Annotated in this window: 17 protein-coding genes; 6 read left to right on the plus strand and 11 right to left on the minus strand. The window is 73.1% G+C overall.

Annotation, left to right across the window (positions count from 1 at the left end):
- Positions 1-19 precede the first annotated feature (19 nt).
- Together ACSP97_RS22450 and ACSP97_RS22455 are read right to left on the minus strand one after the other, a co-directional pair.
- Positions 20-1657, minus strand: a complete 1638-nt coding sequence (locus ACSP97_RS22450; RefSeq protein WP_364727478.1) for a M48 family metalloprotease — start codon at positions 1655-1657, stop codon at positions 20-22.
- 162 nt (positions 1658-1819) lie between these two features.
- Positions 1820-2938, minus strand: a complete 1119-nt coding sequence (locus ACSP97_RS22455) for a hypothetical protein (RefSeq protein ID WP_358301206.1) — start codon at positions 2936-2938, stop codon at positions 1820-1822.
- A 431-nt stretch (positions 2939-3369) separates the two neighbouring features.
- On the opposite strand from ACSP97_RS22455, the gene ACSP97_RS22460 reads away from it, so the two are divergent.
- On the plus strand, positions 3370-4524 hold the full coding sequence (locus tag ACSP97_RS22460; RefSeq protein WP_355324130.1) for a cystathionine gamma-synthase: 1155 nt from the start codon (positions 3370-3372) through the stop codon (positions 4522-4524).
- Between the two features lie 89 nt (positions 4525-4613).
- Here the strand turns inward: ACSP97_RS22460 and ACSP97_RS22465 are convergent, their stop codons facing one another.
- From ACSP97_RS22465 to ACSP97_RS22475, 3 genes are all read right to left on the minus strand, one after another.
- Positions 4614-4862: a hypothetical protein gene (locus tag ACSP97_RS22465; protein WP_355145787.1), complete on the minus strand. Its 249-nt coding sequence runs from the start codon at positions 4860-4862 to the stop codon at positions 4614-4616.
- Between the two features lie 70 nt (positions 4863-4932).
- Positions 4933-5436 carry a sigma factor-like helix-turn-helix DNA-binding protein gene (locus tag ACSP97_RS22470; RefSeq protein WP_440553957.1) on the minus strand — a complete coding sequence of 168 codons (504 nt, stop codon included), beginning with the start codon at positions 5434-5436 and terminating at the stop codon, positions 4933-4935.
- Positions 5437-5577: 141 nt separating this feature from the next.
- On the minus strand, positions 5578-6084 hold the full coding sequence (locus tag ACSP97_RS22475) for a MarR family winged helix-turn-helix transcriptional regulator (RefSeq protein ID WP_382011190.1): 507 nt from the start codon (positions 6082-6084) through the stop codon (positions 5578-5580).
- A gap of 162 nt (positions 6085-6246) precedes the next feature.
- On the opposite strand from ACSP97_RS22475, the gene ilvA reads away from it, so the two are divergent.
- On the plus strand, positions 6247-7476 hold the full coding sequence (gene ilvA, locus ACSP97_RS22480) for a threonine ammonia-lyase (protein WP_440553959.1): 1230 nt from the start codon (positions 6247-6249) through the stop codon (positions 7474-7476).
- Positions 7477-7587: 111 nt separating this feature from the next.
- Here the strand turns inward: ilvA and greA are convergent, their stop codons facing one another.
- Entirely contained in the window at positions 7588-8088 is a 501-nt protein-coding gene (greA, locus tag ACSP97_RS22485; RefSeq protein WP_070029486.1) for a transcription elongation factor GreA, read from the minus strand.
- 234 nt (positions 8089-8322) lie between these two features.
- Positions 8323-8721: a DUF4307 domain-containing protein gene (locus tag ACSP97_RS22490; RefSeq protein ID WP_355145795.1), complete on the minus strand. Its 399-nt coding sequence runs from the start codon at positions 8719-8721 to the stop codon at positions 8323-8325.
- 123 nt (positions 8722-8844) lie between these two features.
- Between ACSP97_RS22490 and mca the strand changes: the two genes are divergently transcribed.
- From mca to ACSP97_RS22510, 4 genes are all read left to right on the plus strand, one after another.
- Positions 8845-9705, plus strand: a complete 861-nt coding sequence (mca, locus tag ACSP97_RS22495) for a mycothiol conjugate amidase Mca (RefSeq protein ID WP_070029484.1) — start codon at positions 8845-8847, stop codon at positions 9703-9705.
- Positions 9698-9940: a hypothetical protein gene (locus ACSP97_RS22500; RefSeq protein WP_355531939.1), complete on the plus strand. Its 243-nt coding sequence runs from the start codon at positions 9698-9700 to the stop codon at positions 9938-9940. The genes mca and ACSP97_RS22500 overlap by 8 nt, the downstream gene beginning before the upstream one ends.
- A 138-nt stretch (positions 9941-10078) precedes the next feature.
- Positions 10079-10240, plus strand: coding sequence for a DUF255 domain-containing protein (locus ACSP97_RS22505; protein ID WP_355145799.1), 162 nt, complete (start codon positions 10079-10081; stop codon positions 10238-10240).
- 100 nt (positions 10241-10340) lie between these two features.
- Positions 10341-12371: a thioredoxin domain-containing protein gene (locus ACSP97_RS22510; protein WP_440553963.1), complete on the plus strand. Its 2031-nt coding sequence runs from the start codon at positions 10341-10343 to the stop codon at positions 12369-12371.
- A gap of 8 nt (positions 12372-12379) precedes the next feature.
- Here the strand turns inward: ACSP97_RS22510 and ACSP97_RS22515 are convergent, their stop codons facing one another.
- The 4 genes from ACSP97_RS22515 to trhA all read right to left on the minus strand — a co-directional run bounded on the left by ACSP97_RS22515 (position 12380) and on the right by trhA (position 15021).
- A complete protein-coding gene (locus ACSP97_RS22515) occupies positions 12380-12724 on the minus strand; it encodes a hypothetical protein (protein WP_355145803.1) in 345 nt (114 codons plus the stop codon).
- 47 nt (positions 12725-12771) lie between these two features.
- Positions 12772-13503: a Mut7-C RNAse domain-containing protein gene (locus ACSP97_RS22520; protein ID WP_440553965.1), complete on the minus strand. Its 732-nt coding sequence runs from the start codon at positions 13501-13503 to the stop codon at positions 12772-12774.
- Positions 13504-13536: 33 nt separating this feature from the next.
- Positions 13537-14187: a TetR/AcrR family transcriptional regulator gene (locus ACSP97_RS22525; protein WP_358301182.1), complete on the minus strand. Its 651-nt coding sequence runs from the start codon at positions 14185-14187 to the stop codon at positions 13537-13539.
- 120 nt (positions 14188-14307) lie between these two features.
- Positions 14308-15021: a PAQR family membrane homeostasis protein TrhA gene (trhA, locus tag ACSP97_RS22530; protein ID WP_440553968.1), complete on the minus strand. Its 714-nt coding sequence runs from the start codon at positions 15019-15021 to the stop codon at positions 14308-14310.
- Positions 15022-15198 lie beyond the last annotated feature (177 nt).

The raw sequence follows: 15198 nt of genomic DNA on the forward strand, positions 1-15198 counted from the left end.
GGCCGGCGGGAAGGGGGAGTCACGCGGGCTGGGGAGCCGGCGGCAGCAGGGCGCGCAGGGCACCGGTGTCGGGCTGGTCCGCCAGGACCGCGTCCAGTGCCGCCTCCAGGGCGGCCTCCGGGTCCGCTCCGGCCCCGGCGGCCGCCGTCGGCTCGCCGGGCAGCCGTACCTCGGCCGGGCGGGACCAGGAGAACTCCCAGTTCAGCAGGGAGCGTGCGCTGAACTCGGCCAGCACCATGGTCCGCAGCGACCGGCGCAGCACCGGCCGGGCGAACTCGCGCCGGGCCCGGCCCCGCGCCGCGGACGCCTCCGGCGACAGCGGCAACCGGTCGGCCAGCTGCCACAGCCGGCCGTCGTCGACCGTCTCCAGCAGCGCGGCCAGCGTCGGCGGCTGCCCGGTGTAGGCGGCCAGCGCCTGGTGCAGCGGGGTCCGCGCGGCGGACAGGCCCGAGGCCATCGAGGCGTTCAGCAGCTCCGGCCAGCCGGTGGCGCGGCCGAAGGCCAGCACCTCGTCGGTCAGGACGGCGTCCTCCAGCGCGGCCAGGGTCCGCTGCGGGTCGGCGAGCAGGGCGAGCGCCGGCCCGGTGGCCTCCCCGGCGCGGCCGTCGACGGGCAGCGCCTCGATCCGCCGCACCCGCTCGGCGATCGGCGGATGCGAGTCGTACGCGTCCTCCGTCTCCTCCGGCAGCTCGGTGCGCAACCGCTCCAGCTCCTGCTCACGGGCCGTCAGCAGGCGGCCGAAGCCGCCGAAGAACTCGCCGCGCGGCGGCAGCAGCCGGGCCGACAGCCCCAGGGTGGCGTACGAGTCCAGGTAGAAACCGTGGGAGACGGACAGCACCGGGATCTCGCGCAGCGTGGCGGCCGTCGCGTCGCGCCCCGCGATCCGGGCGGCCACCTGGTCGGCGGCGAACTCCTGGCCGCGCGCCGTGGACAGGGAGGCGCGCAGGTACAGCTTGGCGTACTGGGTGTAGATCGCGGCCATCATCCGGTACATCGCCCCGGAGCCCGAGGTGTCGACCGCCTTGGCCTTCTTCCCCTTGGCGACCCGCTTGGCCGCGGCCCGCTCCTGCTTGCCGCGGTCGGCGGCCACCTTGCCGTCCGCCCGCTCGTGGAACTGCTCGATGACCCGGCCGATCTGCACCCGGCCCCGCACCACCAGCGCGGACAGCCGGGTGTCGCCGCCGGTGAAGTGCCCGTACTCATGGCCGAGCACGGACCTCAGCTGCGCCTCAGTGAGACCGATCAGCAGCGGTACGCCCAGGTAGAGGCGGCGCGGGCCCGGGAGCAGACCGAGCAGCCGCGGCTCCTCGCTGACCGCCGCGTTGACCTCGCCGGTGAGCCGGATCCGGTCGGGGGCGCGGGTGCCGGCCGCCGCCGCGACCTCCCGGACCAGCGCCCACAGCCGGGGCTCGGCCGCCTCGGTGACGTCGATCCCGGGGCCGTCCTCGCCCTTCGGGGTGCGCAGCATCAGCATGCCCCGCACGACCGGGATGGCCAGCAGCACGGTGACGAAGCCGAGTTTGAACACCACGGGGCCGTGGCCCCAGGTGAAGGCGGCGATGTCGACGCCGACCAGTGCGGCCAGCAGGACCAGGCTCAGCAGATAGAAGCCGAGCAGCAGCACAAGAGCGCGCAGCGCGCGCAGAGTTGCGCCCATCGGGTGGATCCCCCCACAGGACCTCGAAGACGGGAAAGGGACGGGTACGGCGCGCCCGCGCCGGTGGATGCCGGTGCGCGCGCCGCGGTGTGGGGGGATGCCGGAGTATGCCCTACCGCAGGTCAGAAGGGCAATCGTGTTGTTCCCGGGGTCCGGCCGGGGTCAGTGCGGCAGGCTGGCCGGGTTGCCGCCGTTGGCCTCGTAACCGGCCACCGCGAGGGCGCGGTAGACGGCGAACTCGGCCGCCGGATCGGCCGCCAGGCTCCAGGGCAGGGCGCCGACATGACCGTCCACCCGTATCAGCTGGTGCATGGCCTCGGCCCAGCGCTCGGCGCGGACCAGGAAGAAGACCAGCATGTGGCGGACGTGCGGGAGCACCGGGTCGTCCGAGCGGGCCTCCTGCGCCGCGTGCTGCGCGCCCAGGACGGCCTTGGCGACGACCTCGCCGCGGTACAGGCTCAGCACCAGGTTCACCTCGGGCAGGTGCTCGAAGACCGCGAACAGTGGCAGCGCGGCCAGCAGCGAGCCCCGCGGGGCGCGGGCCGCGGCCGCCTCGGCGAAGGCGTACGCCTGCTCACGCGAGCCGTGCCACTTCTCGCACCAGTAGTGCAGCGCGGCCAGGTGCGCGCCCATGTGGTGCGGGGCGCGGTCCAGGACCTTCAGCCACAGCTGCTCGAACTCCTCCCGGGAGCAGCCCAGGCCCCGGGCGACGGCCAGCTCGATGATGTGCGGCACCGGATCGGCGGGCGCCAGGGCGGCCGCCTGCCCGCACACTTCCCGCGCCTCCTCCATGATGAGCCGGAAGTCCTTCGTACCGTCCGCAAGGGCCCGCCAGCCCTGCTGCACCAGGAACTCCGCGTGTACGGCGGCGGCGCCCGCGTCCTGGGGCCGCTCGGCGCGCCACACCCGCAGCCACTGGCCGCCCGGCGTCTCGTGCACCCCGCCCGGTCGCTGCCGCAGCTCCAGCGCGGCCGCCCCGGCGAGGGCCTGCACCCGCTGCCAGCGCAGCTCGCCGTCCGTCTCGGTGCCGGCCAGCAGCTGGGCCGCCGCCGTGTAGTCCTGGGTGCGCTGCACCAGTTCCAACGCGTCCAGCAGGTCCTGGTCCGGGCCGGGCAGGCGTATGTCCAGCTCCTCCTGGCGCAGGAAGCCGTAGGCCGCGGGATCGGCGGCGTCCGGGTGACCCGGGTGCACCTGCTCGATCATCCCGCGCCTGCGCCGCACGAGCGGGAGCACCACGAAGCTCAGCATGAGCAGCGCCATGAGCAGCCAGAGAATCGCCATGCCCCAAGCGAACCAGACACGACCGACAATTGACCAACCCCGCCCTCGGCCTGTGGACAACTCTGGTGCGGCTCATGACAGCCGGCCGCGGGCCGGCCGACCGGCGGCGCCGAGCCCCCACCACCCGGCCCGGCTCGGCCACCGGCCCAACCCTGCGCCCCACTATCCGGCCCGGCTCGGCCCACCGGCCCGGCTCGGCCCACCGGCCCGGCTCGGCCCACCGGCCCGGCACCCCACCATCCGGCCCGGCTCGGCCCACTGGCCCGACCCTGCGCCCCACCGCCCGGCCCGGCTCAGCCACCGGCCCCAACCCTGCCGGTACCGCCCCCGCCTCCCCCCGCCCCGGCGCTCACGCAGGGAAAACTCTCCCCCGCCGCCCACCGGGTCCGCCGGGCGTCAGTATCCGGCCGGGCGCACTACGCTCGGTGCACATGAGCGACAGGCACATCAGTCAGCACTTCGAGACCCTCGCGATCCACGCGGGCAACACCGCGGATCCCCTCACCGGCGCGGTCGTCCCGCCGATCTACCAGGTCTCGACCTACAAGCAGGACGGCGTCGGCGGGCTGCGCGGCGGCTACGAGTACAGCCGCAGCGCCAACCCCACCCGTACCGCCCTCGAGGAGAACCTCGCCGCGCTGGAGGGCGGCAGCCGCGGCCTCGCGTTCGCGTCCGGCCTCGCGGCCGAGGACACCCTGCTGCGTACGCTGCTCACCCCCGGTGACCACGTGGTGATCCCGAACGACGCCTACGGCGGCACCTTCCGGCTCTTCGCCAAGGTCGCCACCCGCTGGGGCGTGAAGTGGTCGGTCGCCGACACCAGCGACCCGGCCGCCGTACGCGCCGCGATCACCTCCCACACCAAGGCCGTCTGGGTGGAGACCCCCTCCAACCCGCTGCTCGGCATCACCGACATCGCCGCCGTCGCCCAGGTCGCGCATGACGCGGGCGCCAAGCTCGTGGTGGACAACACCTTCGCCACGCCCTACCTCCAGCAGCCGCTGTCGCTCGGGGCGGACGTCGTCGTGCACTCCCTGACCAAGTACATGGGCGGCCACTCGGACGTGGTCGGCGGCGCCTTGATCGTCTCCGACCAGGCGCTCGGCGAGGAACTGGCCTACCACCAGAACGCGATGGGCGCCGTCGCCGGCCCCTTCGACTCCTGGCTGGTGCTGCGCGGCACCAAGACCCTCGCGGTGCGCATGGACCGGCACAGCGAGAACGCCGGCAAGGTCGCCGACATGCTCAGCCGCCACCCGCGCGTGACCAGCGTCCTCTACCCGGGCCTGCCCGACCACCCCGGACACGAGGTCGCCGCCAAGCAGATGAGGGCCTTCGGCGGCATGGTCTCCTTCCGGGTCGAGGGCGGCGAGGAGGCGGCCGTCGAGGTCTGCAACCGCGCCAAGGTGTTCACCCTCGGCGAGTCCCTGGGCGGCGTCGAGTCCCTGATCGAGCACCCCGGCCGGATGACGCACGCCTCCGCGGCCGGTTCGGCCCTGGAGGTCCCCGCCGACCTCGTCCGCCTGTCCGTCGGCATCGAGAACGCCGACGACCTGCTGGAGGACCTGCGCCAGGCCCTCGGCTAGAGCCCGGGTACGGGGTACGGGTACGGACCGGTGCCGGTACCCGCACCGGGGCCCGGCACGGCGCCGGGCCCTTCCCGGCGCCGGCCCGGTCACCAGCCGTCGACGGGTGGAGTCGTCCGCGAGGGCGGCTCCACCCAGGGGTGCGCGTACACCGCCCAGACGCCGAACGCCACGGCCGCCGCGCACGCCAGCACCCACAGCACCCGGCGCACCAGCCGCCCGCGCCGCAGCAGCCGCTCGCCGCGCCGCACCGCCTCCGGGTGCAGCTCCGGCGGCACCGGCACCGGCCGCTCGTTCAGCACCCGCCGCACGGCGGCCTCCCGCTCGGCCCGGTTCACACCGCCCTCCCCGGACGTGCCGTACCCGTCGCACTCGCCGTACCGGCCCGGCCCCTGGGACCCGGGCGGCTCACGACGGTGCCACCTTCGCGCCCAGCGCGCGCGGACCGGGCGGGCGCACCGGGTGCAGCACCGAGGAGACCGCACGGTCGCAGATCGTGCGCACGCGCTCCGGCGGGAATCCCAGCAGCGCCGCCGTCCGCTCCTCGGGGATCCCCTCGTACACCCGCAGCACCAGGACCAGCCGCTCCTGCGCGGTGAGCGCGGCGAGCGGGCCGCGCGGACCCGGCCGGGCGCGGCCGGGCACCCAGGGCCGGTGCCAGGCGGTACGGGTGAAGCGGACGGCGAGGTACTGGCGCGCGCAGTCGTACGGATCCTCGCCGCGCAGCCGGTGCCAGCGGGCGTAGGTGTGGCCGAGGGCCAGCGTCAGCAGGCGCCGGGCGCGCGGATTGGCGTCGGGGTCCTCCGCGGTGAGCAGCGTGGCGGCGCGCAGCAGCCGTCCGGCCGCGCCCGCGACGAACGACTCGAACTCCCGGGCCCGGCGGTCCTCCCGGGACACCTGCCGATCATGCACCGCGCCTCCCCCGTCGAGGGCCCCGTCCGGCCCGTCCGGTACGGGACGGGTGCATCGCGTACGACGTGGGACCCGGGTCTCATATGAGGCCGGACGGGGCCCGGGGTCAAGACTCGGGGCACCACCCGTGGGCCGGGCCGGTCAGGACGCCGACGGCCGCTCCGCGGCGGCCGGCCCGCCCTGCGCCGTACGGGTCGACAGGGCGTGGTTGAACCGGGTCAGCAGGGTGCAGAACTGCTCGCGCTCCTCGGGCGCCCAGTCCTGGGTCAGCTCGGCCATCAGCCGGCGCCTGGACGAACGCACCTCCGCCAGCCGGGCCGCGCCGCGCGGGGACAGCTGGAGCACCACCGCACGGCCGTCCTCCGGGTGCGAGGTGCGCTTGACCAGGCCGGTGTCGACCAGCGGGGCCACCTGCCGGGTGACCGTGGAGGAGTCGATGCCCATGCCCGCGGCGAGTGCCTTGACGCCCATCGGGCCCTCGCTGTCCAGGCGGTTGAGCAGCAGATAGGCGGCGCGGTCCATGGAGTTGCGCACCTGCCCGACACCGCCGAGGCGCGTCTGTTCGGCTCGGCGCGCGAACACCGCGACCTCGTGCTGGAGGGCGTCGAGAAGACCGGGATCACCGACGGTCGTCATGTCCATCGACATTTCAGGTGTTGTGGGCATGGCCGGAGGCTCGCTTCATGAAGGGCTGCAAGGTTGGGGGACAGGGTACGCGGCCCGGCGCCGGACCGTACCGGCGCTGCGCAAACCCGTCCCGGAGCTTGGTCACGACCGCCGGGCACCGACGCGAGCTGCGATGCTGGAGGCATGAGTCACCGCACCGCCGCCGCCCTGCGTTCCGTCACCCTCGACGATGTGCGCGGAGCGCAGAAGATGCTCTCCGGCGTGGCACGGACGACCGCGATGGAGGGCAGCCGGCACCTGTCCCAGCTGGTCGGCGCGCCGGTACAACTGAAGTGCGAGAACCTCCAGCGGACCGGCTCGTTCAAGCTGCGCGGCGCCTATGTGCGGATCGCCGGGCTGCTGCCGGAGGAGCGGGCGGCCGGGGTGGTGGCCGCGAGTGCCGGGAACCACGCGCAGGGTGTGGCCCTCGCCTCCTCCCTGCTGGGCGTGCACGCCACCGTGTTCATGCCGCACGGCGCCCCGCTGCCCAAGGTCAGCGCGACCCGTGAGTACGGCGCCGAGGTGCGGCTGGCCGGCCAGGTGGTGGACGAGACGCTGGCCGCCGCCCAGAACCACGCGGCGCGGACCGGCGCCGTCTTCATCCACCCCTTCGACCACCCGGACATCATCGCGGGCCAGGGCACGGTCGGCCTGGAGATCCTGGAGCAGTGCCCGCAGGTGCGCACCATCGTCGTCGGCATCGGCGGCGGCGGGCTCGCGGCCGGGATCGCGGTCGCGGTGAAGGCCGTCCGGCCGGACGTGCGGATCATCGGCGTCCAGGCGGAGGGCGCCGCGGCCTACCCGCCCTCGCTGGCCCTCGGGCACCCGGTGGCCGTGGCGAACCCGTCGACGATGGCCGACGGCATCAAGGTGGGCCGCCCGGGCGTGGTGCCGTTCGGCATCATCCGCGAGCTGGTGGACGAGGTGCGCACGGTCAGCGAGGACCAGCTGTCGGCGGCGCTGCTGCTGTGCCTGGAGCGGGCCAAGCTGGTGGTGGAACCGGCCGGGGCCAGCCCGGTCGCGGCGCTGCTCGCGGCCCCGGGCGACTTCGAGGGCCCGGTCGTCGCGGTGCTGTCCGGCGGCAACGTGGACCCGGTGCTGTTGCAGCGGGTGCTGCGGCACGGCATGTCCGCGCAGGGCCGCTACCTGGCCGTACGGCTCCGGCTCACCGACCGCCCCGGCGCCCTGGCCACGCTCCTTGGGGTGCTGTCGCAGGTGGACGCCAACGTCCTCGACGTCAGCCATGTCCGCACCGACCCCCGGCTGGGACTCAGCGAGGCGGAGGTCGAGCTGCACCTGGAGACGAAGGGCCCCGCACACTGCACCGAGGTCGGCCAGGCGCTGCGCGACGCGGGCTACACGGTCATCCCCTGAGCCCGGCGCCCGCCCGCGCAAGCCGGTACGGCGGGTACGGCGGAACCACACGACGGGACCCCCGGCGCCCAGGGCGGGCGCCGGGGGTCCCGTCGGCGGACCGGGGCCGGCTCAGCCGTTGTAGGGCTCGGCCTTCAGGATCCGCACCGAGGCCTTCTTGCCGTTCGGCAGCTCGTACTCGGCGTCCTCGCCGACCTTGTGGCCGATGACACCGGCGCCCAGCGGCGACTGCGGCGAGTACGTCTCGACGTCGGCGCTCGCGTACTCGCGGGACGCGAGCAGGAAGGTCAGTGTGTCGTCTTCGTCACCGTCGAAGGCGATCGTGACGACCATGCCCGGCGCGACGGCGCCGTCGGCGGAGGCCGGGGCCTCACCCACCTTGGCGTTCTCGAGAAGCTGGGTCAGCTGCCGCACGCGCAGCTCCTGCTTGCCCTGCTCCTCCTTGGCCGCGTGGTACCCGCCGTTCTCGCGCAGGTCGCCCTCCTCGCGCGCGGCCGCGATCTTGGCGGCGATCTCCGTGCGCGCAGGACCAGTAAGGTACGCAAGCTCGTCCTTGAGCTTGTTGTACGCCTCCTGGGTCAGCCAGGTGACGTTCTCGCTGGTCTGGGTCACAGGGTGCTCCTCGTCGGTACTGGGAATACAAAGCATCGCCCTACCCAGAAAGACTGTTCCCTCATGGATGGGCGAAACCACGAGCCTAACAATTCATCCGCGGAAGGGGGAGGACATAAGCCCTCAGAATCACGTCAACGCAGGTGAGGCCCCGGACATTCCGGACGAGAACCGCGCGGCGCCCGGGCGTGCCGGACCACGGGCCGCGACCGGCCGGGCGGCTCGGAGCCCAGGTCAGCCCGCGTGGCAGCCCAGCAGCTCGGCCGTGGTGCCCTTGGCGGTCGTACGGAGCGTGACGACCTTGTCGATACGGGTGGCCGAACCGGTGAAGCGGAAGTCGGCGCGGCCCACCTCGGTGCCGTCCGCCGCCTGCGAGCGCAGGGTGCAGTAGCCGTCCGTACCGGCGTCCTTGTGGACCTCCAGGTGCGCCTTGACCGCGTTGTCCGTGGCCTCGAAGGTGATGACCTGGGCGCTTATCTCCGTCTGCACGATGTAGTGGTAGGCGAAGTAGCCGACCAGCGCCAGCAGCGCCGCGCCGAGCACCACCGCGGCGACCTTGAGCTTGCGGTCGGCGCGCTCGTCCGAGGAGCGGCCGTAGCGGCCCGCGGGCAGCCCCGTGCTCGCCGTACTCATGATCGTCCTCTCCGCGGAATTAATCGCCCCCCGATTCGGTCACTATAGAAGCCCGCGATTGCGCCTTGACCCTTGGGGCGCCGACCTACCGAGGATTGAGTCTTGACTGATCAGTTGCGACTGATGGCCGTTCACGCGCACCCCGACGACGAGTCGAGCAAGGGCGCGGCCACCATGGCGAAGTACGTGTCCGAGGGGGTGGACGTGCTGGTGGTGACCTGCACCGGCGGAGAGCGTGGCTCCATCCTCAACCCCAAGCTCCAGGGCGACCCGTACATCGAGGCGAACATCCACGAGGTGCGCCGCAAGGAGATGGACGAGGCCCGCGAGATCCTGGGCGTCAAGCAGGAGTGGCTCGGCTTCGTGGACTCCGGGCTGCCCGAGGGCGACCCGCTGCCGCCGCTGCCCGAGGGCTGCTTCGCCCTGGAGGACGTCGACAAGGCGGCCGGCGAGCTGGTGCGCCAGATCCGCTCCTTCCGTCCGCAGGTGATCACCACCTACGACGAGAACGGCGGCTACCCGCACCCCGACCACATCATGACCCACAAGATCTCGATGGTGGCCTTCGAGGGCGCGGCGGACACCGAGAAGTACCCCGAGGACGAGTTCGGGCCCGCCTTCCAGCCGCTGAAGCTGTACTACAACCAGGGCTTCAACCGCCCGCGCACCGAGGCCCTGCACCAGGCGATGCTCGACCGCGGTCTGGAGTCGCCGTACGGGGAGTGGCTTAAGCGCTGGAGCGAGATGGAGCGCACCGAACGCACTCTGACCACGCATGTTCCGTGCGCGGACTTCTTCGAGGTCCGCGACAAGGCGCTGATCGCGCACGCCACGCAGATCGACCCGGACGGCGGCTGGTTCCGGGTGCCGATGGAGCTGCAGAAGGAGGTCTGGCCGACGGAGGAGTACGAGCTCGCGAAGTCGCTCGTGGACACCTCCCTCCCCGAGGACGACCTCTTCGCGGGCATCCGCGACAATGCCTGATATGAGCGCAAGCGTGAGCCTGGCAGCGACGGACCTCGTCTCCCTCGCCGATCTCGACCAGAACAAGGTCACCCCCGGTGTCCTCGGCTTCATCGTGTTCGCGGTGATGGCCTTGGCGGTGTGGGGCCTGATGAAGTCGATGAACAAGCACATGCGGAAGGTCGACTTCAAGGAGCCCTCCGACGTGCAGGGGGAGACCGGCCACCCGGCCGACACCGCGGCCCCCCGGCGCTGACACCGGGCCCTCCGGACCGCCACCCCCACCGGGTGTGGCGGTCCGGACGCATGCCCCGACGCGCATACTCCAGGGCTGTCGTGAGGGACCCGGACCCGACGCATGGGGAGATGACCGGGCTCACGGGAGAGTGGAACGGTGAACCGACTGGCCCATAAGGCGTCGCCGTGTCTGCTCCAGCACGCCGCCAACCACGTCGACTGGTGGCCCTGGTTGGCCGAGGCCTTCGAGGAGCCGCGCCAAAGCGGCAGACCGGTGCTGCTCAGCGTGGGGGACAGCAGCTGTCACTGGGGCCAGTGAACTCGCGACCCCGCTGTCATCGCCCGACTCGTCAGTGCGAGCGCGAGCGGGGCTCGTGGGCTCCGCGAGGGCTATCGGGCGTTGTGAGAGGCTGGTCCGTATGAACCGGTTGGCTGGCGTGACCTCGCCCTACCTCCTCCAGCACGCGGACAACCCGGTCGACTGGTGGCCGTGGTGTCCGGAGGCGTTCGAGGAGGCTCGGCGTCGGGGGATGCCGGTGCTGCTCAGCGTGGGGTACAGCAGCTGTCACTGGTGCCACGTCATGGCCCACGAGTCCTTCGAGGACCAGGAGACCGCCGGCTACCTCAACGAGCACTTCGTCAGCGTCAAGGTCGACCGTGAGGAGCGGCCGGACGTCGACGCCGTCTACATGGAGGCCGTGCAGGCCGCCACCGGCCAGGGTGGCTGGCCGATGACCGTGTTCCTCACCCCGGACGCCGAGCCGTTCTACTTCGGCACCTACTTCCCGCCCGAGCCCCGGCACGGCATGCCCTCCTTCCGGCAGGTGCTGGAAGGAGTCCAGCAGGCGTGGAGCACCCGGCGCGAGGAGGTCGGCGAGGTCGCCGGGAAGATCGTCCGGGACCTGGCGCAGCGGGAGATCGCGCACGAGGGCACCCGGCCGCCGGGGGAGCAGGAACTGGCGCAGGCGCTGCTCGGGCTGACCCGTGAGTACGACCCGCAGCGCGGCGGATTCGGCGGCGCGCCCAAGTTCCCGCCGTCCATGGTGCTGGAGTTCCTGCTGCGCCACCACGCGCGCACCGGGGCCGAGGGCGCGCTCCAGATGGCGCAGGACACCTGTGAGCGGATGGCCCGCGGCGGCATCTACGACCAGCTCGGCGGCGGGTTCGCCCGGTACTCCGTCGACCGGGACTGGACGGTGCCGCACTTCGAGAAAATGCTGTACGACAACGCCCTCCTGTGCCGGGTGTACGCACACCTGTGGCGGGTGACCGGGTCCGGTCTCGCCCGCCGGGTCGCCCTGGAGACCGCCGACTTCCTCGTCCGTGAACTGCGCACCGACGACGGCGGGTTCGCCTCGGCGCTCGACGCGGACAGCGACGACGGCAGCGGGCGGCACGTGGAGGGCGCGTACTACGTGTGGACGCCCGAGCAACTGCGCGACGTCCTCGGCGACGACGCCGAAGTCGCCGCCCAGTTCTTCGGGGTGACCGAGGAGGGCACCTTCGAGGAGGGCCAGTCGGTCCTGCGACTCCCGCAGGACGAGGGTGTGTTCGACGCCGAGAAGATCGCCTCCGTCAAGAGCCGGCTGCTGGCGGCCCGCGCCCTGCGGACCGCGCCCGGCCGGGACGACAAGGTCGTCGCCGCCTGGAACGGCCTCGCCATCGCCGCGCTCGCCGAGACCGGCGCCTACTTCGACCGCCCCGACCTGGTCGAGGCCGCCCTCGGCGCCGCGGACCTGCTGGTGCGGGTGCATCTGGACGAGCACGGCCGGCTCGCCCGCACCAGCAAGGACGGCCGCGTCGGGCCCAACTCCGGTGTCCTGGAGGACTACGCCGACGTCGCCGAGGGCTTCCTGGCGCTCGCCTCGGTGACCGGCGAGGGCGTCTGGCTGGACTTCGCCGGACTGCTCCTCGGCCAAGTCCTCGACCGCTTCACCGACCCCGGCTCCGGCGCGCTCTACGACACCGCCGCCGACGCCGAACGGCTCATCCGCCGCCCCCAGGACCCCACCGACAACGCCACCCCGTCCGGCTGGTCGGCCGCCGCGGGCGCCCTGCTGAGCTACGCCGCGCACACCGGCTCCGAGGCCCACCGCACGGCCGCCGAGCGGGCGTTGGGCATCGTGGGGGCGCTCGGGCCGCGCGTGCCCCGGTTCATCGGCTGGGGGCTCGCCGTCGCCGAGGCGCTGCTCGACGGGCCCCGGGAGGTCGCGGTCGTCGGCCCGTCCCTCACCGACGAGGCGACGGCGACCCTGCACCGTACGGCGCTCCAGGGCACCGCACCGGGCGCGGTCGTCGCCGTGGGCACCCCGGACAGTGACGAGTTCCCGCTGCTCGCCGACCGTCCGCTGGTCTCCGGCGCGGCGGCGGCCTACGTCTGCCGCAACTTCACCTGCGACGCCCCGACCACCGACCCGGACCGGCTGCGCAGCGCCCTCGGCGGTCGCTGAGCGGCGCGTCAGGCGCCGTCGAGGATCATCGCGCCGAGGACGAGCTGTGCGCCCCACTGGAGGAAGACGGTCGTGGCCCTGGCGTACGTCGCCGTGCCCCTGGGCCAGACCAGGGCCGTGAGGCCGGCGCCGACGGCCACGAAGAAGGCGAGGTAGAGGGCCCAGCCGGGGACGGTCGAGCACTGCTCGCCGTACTCCAGGCACCGGCTGCCGCGCTCGCCGGAGAGCACCACCGTCCAGGACAGGACGACGATCGGCAGCAGCAGGAGGATCCCGGCGAGGGACCAGCCGGTGATGAAGCGGTCCTTCTGGCGCTGGGTGAGGGTGACCGGCTGCGTCGTCATCGTGTTCATGCCCCCATCCCACCGCGCCGCCCGGCCCCCGGCACCGGGCCGCCTACTCAACCGCCGTGAGTACGCGTGCTCAACGCCCGCTCCACGACGGCCTCCAGCTGTTCGTGGTGGGCGCCCTTCCAGTAGGCGCGGCCGCAGGAGGTGCACTGGGCGAAGACGTCGTACGACCGCTGGGTGCCGCCCTTGAGCTGGGCGGCGACCTCCTCCTTGGTGGCCTGTCTGAGCAGCCCGTTGCAGGCGGTGCAGCGGGTCCAGGGGCGCAGTTCGGGGGCGAACCGGTCGAGGACGTCCTGGAGTTGGTCGTCGGGCCGGGTGCTGTAGACGTACGCGCCGGCCCACAGTTCGCGGCGGCGCAGCAGTCCCCGGTCGCGGCTGAGCATGACCCGCTGCTCGGCCGCCGAGCGCGCGGCCAGCGCCGGGTCGCCGATGTCGGTGGACTCGTACGCGGTGTCCACGCCGAGCAGCCGCAGCCGGCGGGCCAGGGTGCCGAGGTGCACGTCGAGGAGGAAGCGGAGCGGGGCGCCGGGCACGTGCTGGGGGCGGGCGACGGGGCGCACGGTCACCGACTCGCCGGCCCGCGGGATGTGCGAGGCCGGCACCTCGCGGCCGTCCACGACCAGCGCGCCGACCTCGGTCAGCGGGACGCCCAGGGACTCGATGACATGGCCGAGCGTGGAGACGCCGTCGGTGCCGAGCGCGGTGGCGCCCGCGCGCCGGGCGGCGGGCACGAACAGGTGCAGCTCGGGAGCGACTTCGACGCGGATCTCGGTTCCGTTCACCTGGTCAGCATCGCACGGCCGGCGGGCCGGGTCTCAGCGGTTTCCGGCGCCGGGCAGGCCGTGCTCCAGGACGTCGAGGGCGCGGTCGACGAGGTCCCGCGGGTCGTCCCGGTGGCCGTGCTCGGCCCAGTACACGCCGGTCTCCATCAGGCCGCCGATCAGCGACATGGCGTAGACCCGCACCTCCAGGTCGTCGGAGGAGTGGCCGGTGCGCTCGGCGATGACCCGGCACAGCGTGCGGCCGGTCGCCGCCATGCTCTCCATCATCCGCGAGCGCACCGCCGGCACCTGGGCCATGAGGTGGGTGCGCAGCCTGGAGACGCAGGGATCTTCCTCCAGCCCGGCCCGGACGGCGTGCCGCAGCACGTACCGCAGGGTGTCGGGCCAGGGCTCCTCGGCGGGCCGCCGCCTGATCTCCTCCAGGACGACCGCCTCGAACTCGTCGGTGAGGACGATGTCCTCCTTGGTCGGGAAGTACCGGAAGACGGTCGACGGTGACACCTCCGCGCGGTCGGCGATCTGGTCGATCGTCGTGGCGTCGTACCCCTGCTCCTCGATGAGGGCGTACGTCGCCCCGCGGATCGCCTCCCGCGTCTTGATCTTCTTGCGTTCCCGCAGGCCGGGACGGGCGCCTTCCGAGGGGGCGCGGTGGGGGGCGGGGCTGGTGGGTCGTGCGGCCGTCATGGGGCTCATTGTCCGGCATCGACGGCGGGGGCGGCCATGGCCGGGAACGGCCCCGGCCCGGCGCGGAGCACGGAAAAGGCCACGGCTCGCGGGAGCCGTGGCCGCGGTGGCGGGGGAGGGTCAGGCGTGCTGGTAGGCGACCAGTGAGATGCCCACGTAGTGGACGGCGAACGCCGCCAGGGTGAAGGAGTGGAAGACCTCGTGGAAGCCGAACCAGCGCGGTGACGGGTTGGGCCGCTTGATGCCGTAGACGACCCCGCCGGCGCTGTAGAGCAGACCGCCGACGATCACCAGGGTCAGCACGGCTATGCCGCCGGTGCGCAGGAAGTCCGGCAGGAAGAAGACGGCCGCCCAGCCCATCGCGATGTAGCAGGGCGTGTAGAGCCAGCGCGGGGCGCCGACCCAGAAGACGCGGAAGACTATCCCGGCCGCGGCCGCGGCCCAGATGCCCCACAGCAACCACCGGCCCTTCGCACCGGGCAGGAGGAGCAGGGTCAGCGGGGTGTACGTGCCCGCGATGATCAGGAAGATGTTGGCGTGGTCGAGGCGGCGCAGCACGCCGTCCATCCGCGGGCCCCAGTTGCCCCGGTGGTACAGCGCGCTGACGCCGAACAGCAGGCAGGCCGTGAGGGCGTAGATCCCGCAGGCGACCCGGCCTCTGGTCGAGTCGGCGAGGGCGGTGAGCACGAGGCCCGCGATGAGTACGGCCGGGAACATGCCGAGGTGCAGCCAGCCACGCAGCCTGGGCTTGACCGGGTGCGGCAAGGAGAGCGCCACGGGGCCGCGGCCGCCGGCCGGCGTGTCCGTGGGCGCGTCGGGGACGGACGCATTCATGCGCCGCATGCTACCCACGGCCGCCGTAAGTCGGGTGTGAGGGGCGCCCGTCGGTCGGGCGGACGCAAAAAAACCGTCAGCCGAAATCCAGCCGAACGTAAAGGAAACGCAAACGCCCCTGGAACCGTGGTCGACCTCACTCCGCTCACCTGTGAGACCCCCTGGACAGATGGGCAC

It is taken from the genome of Streptomyces sp. SCPE 10, assembly GCF_051980735.1.
Taxonomy (GTDB): Bacteria; Actinomycetota; Actinomycetes; order Streptomycetales; family Streptomycetaceae; genus Streptomyces; species Streptomyces misionensis.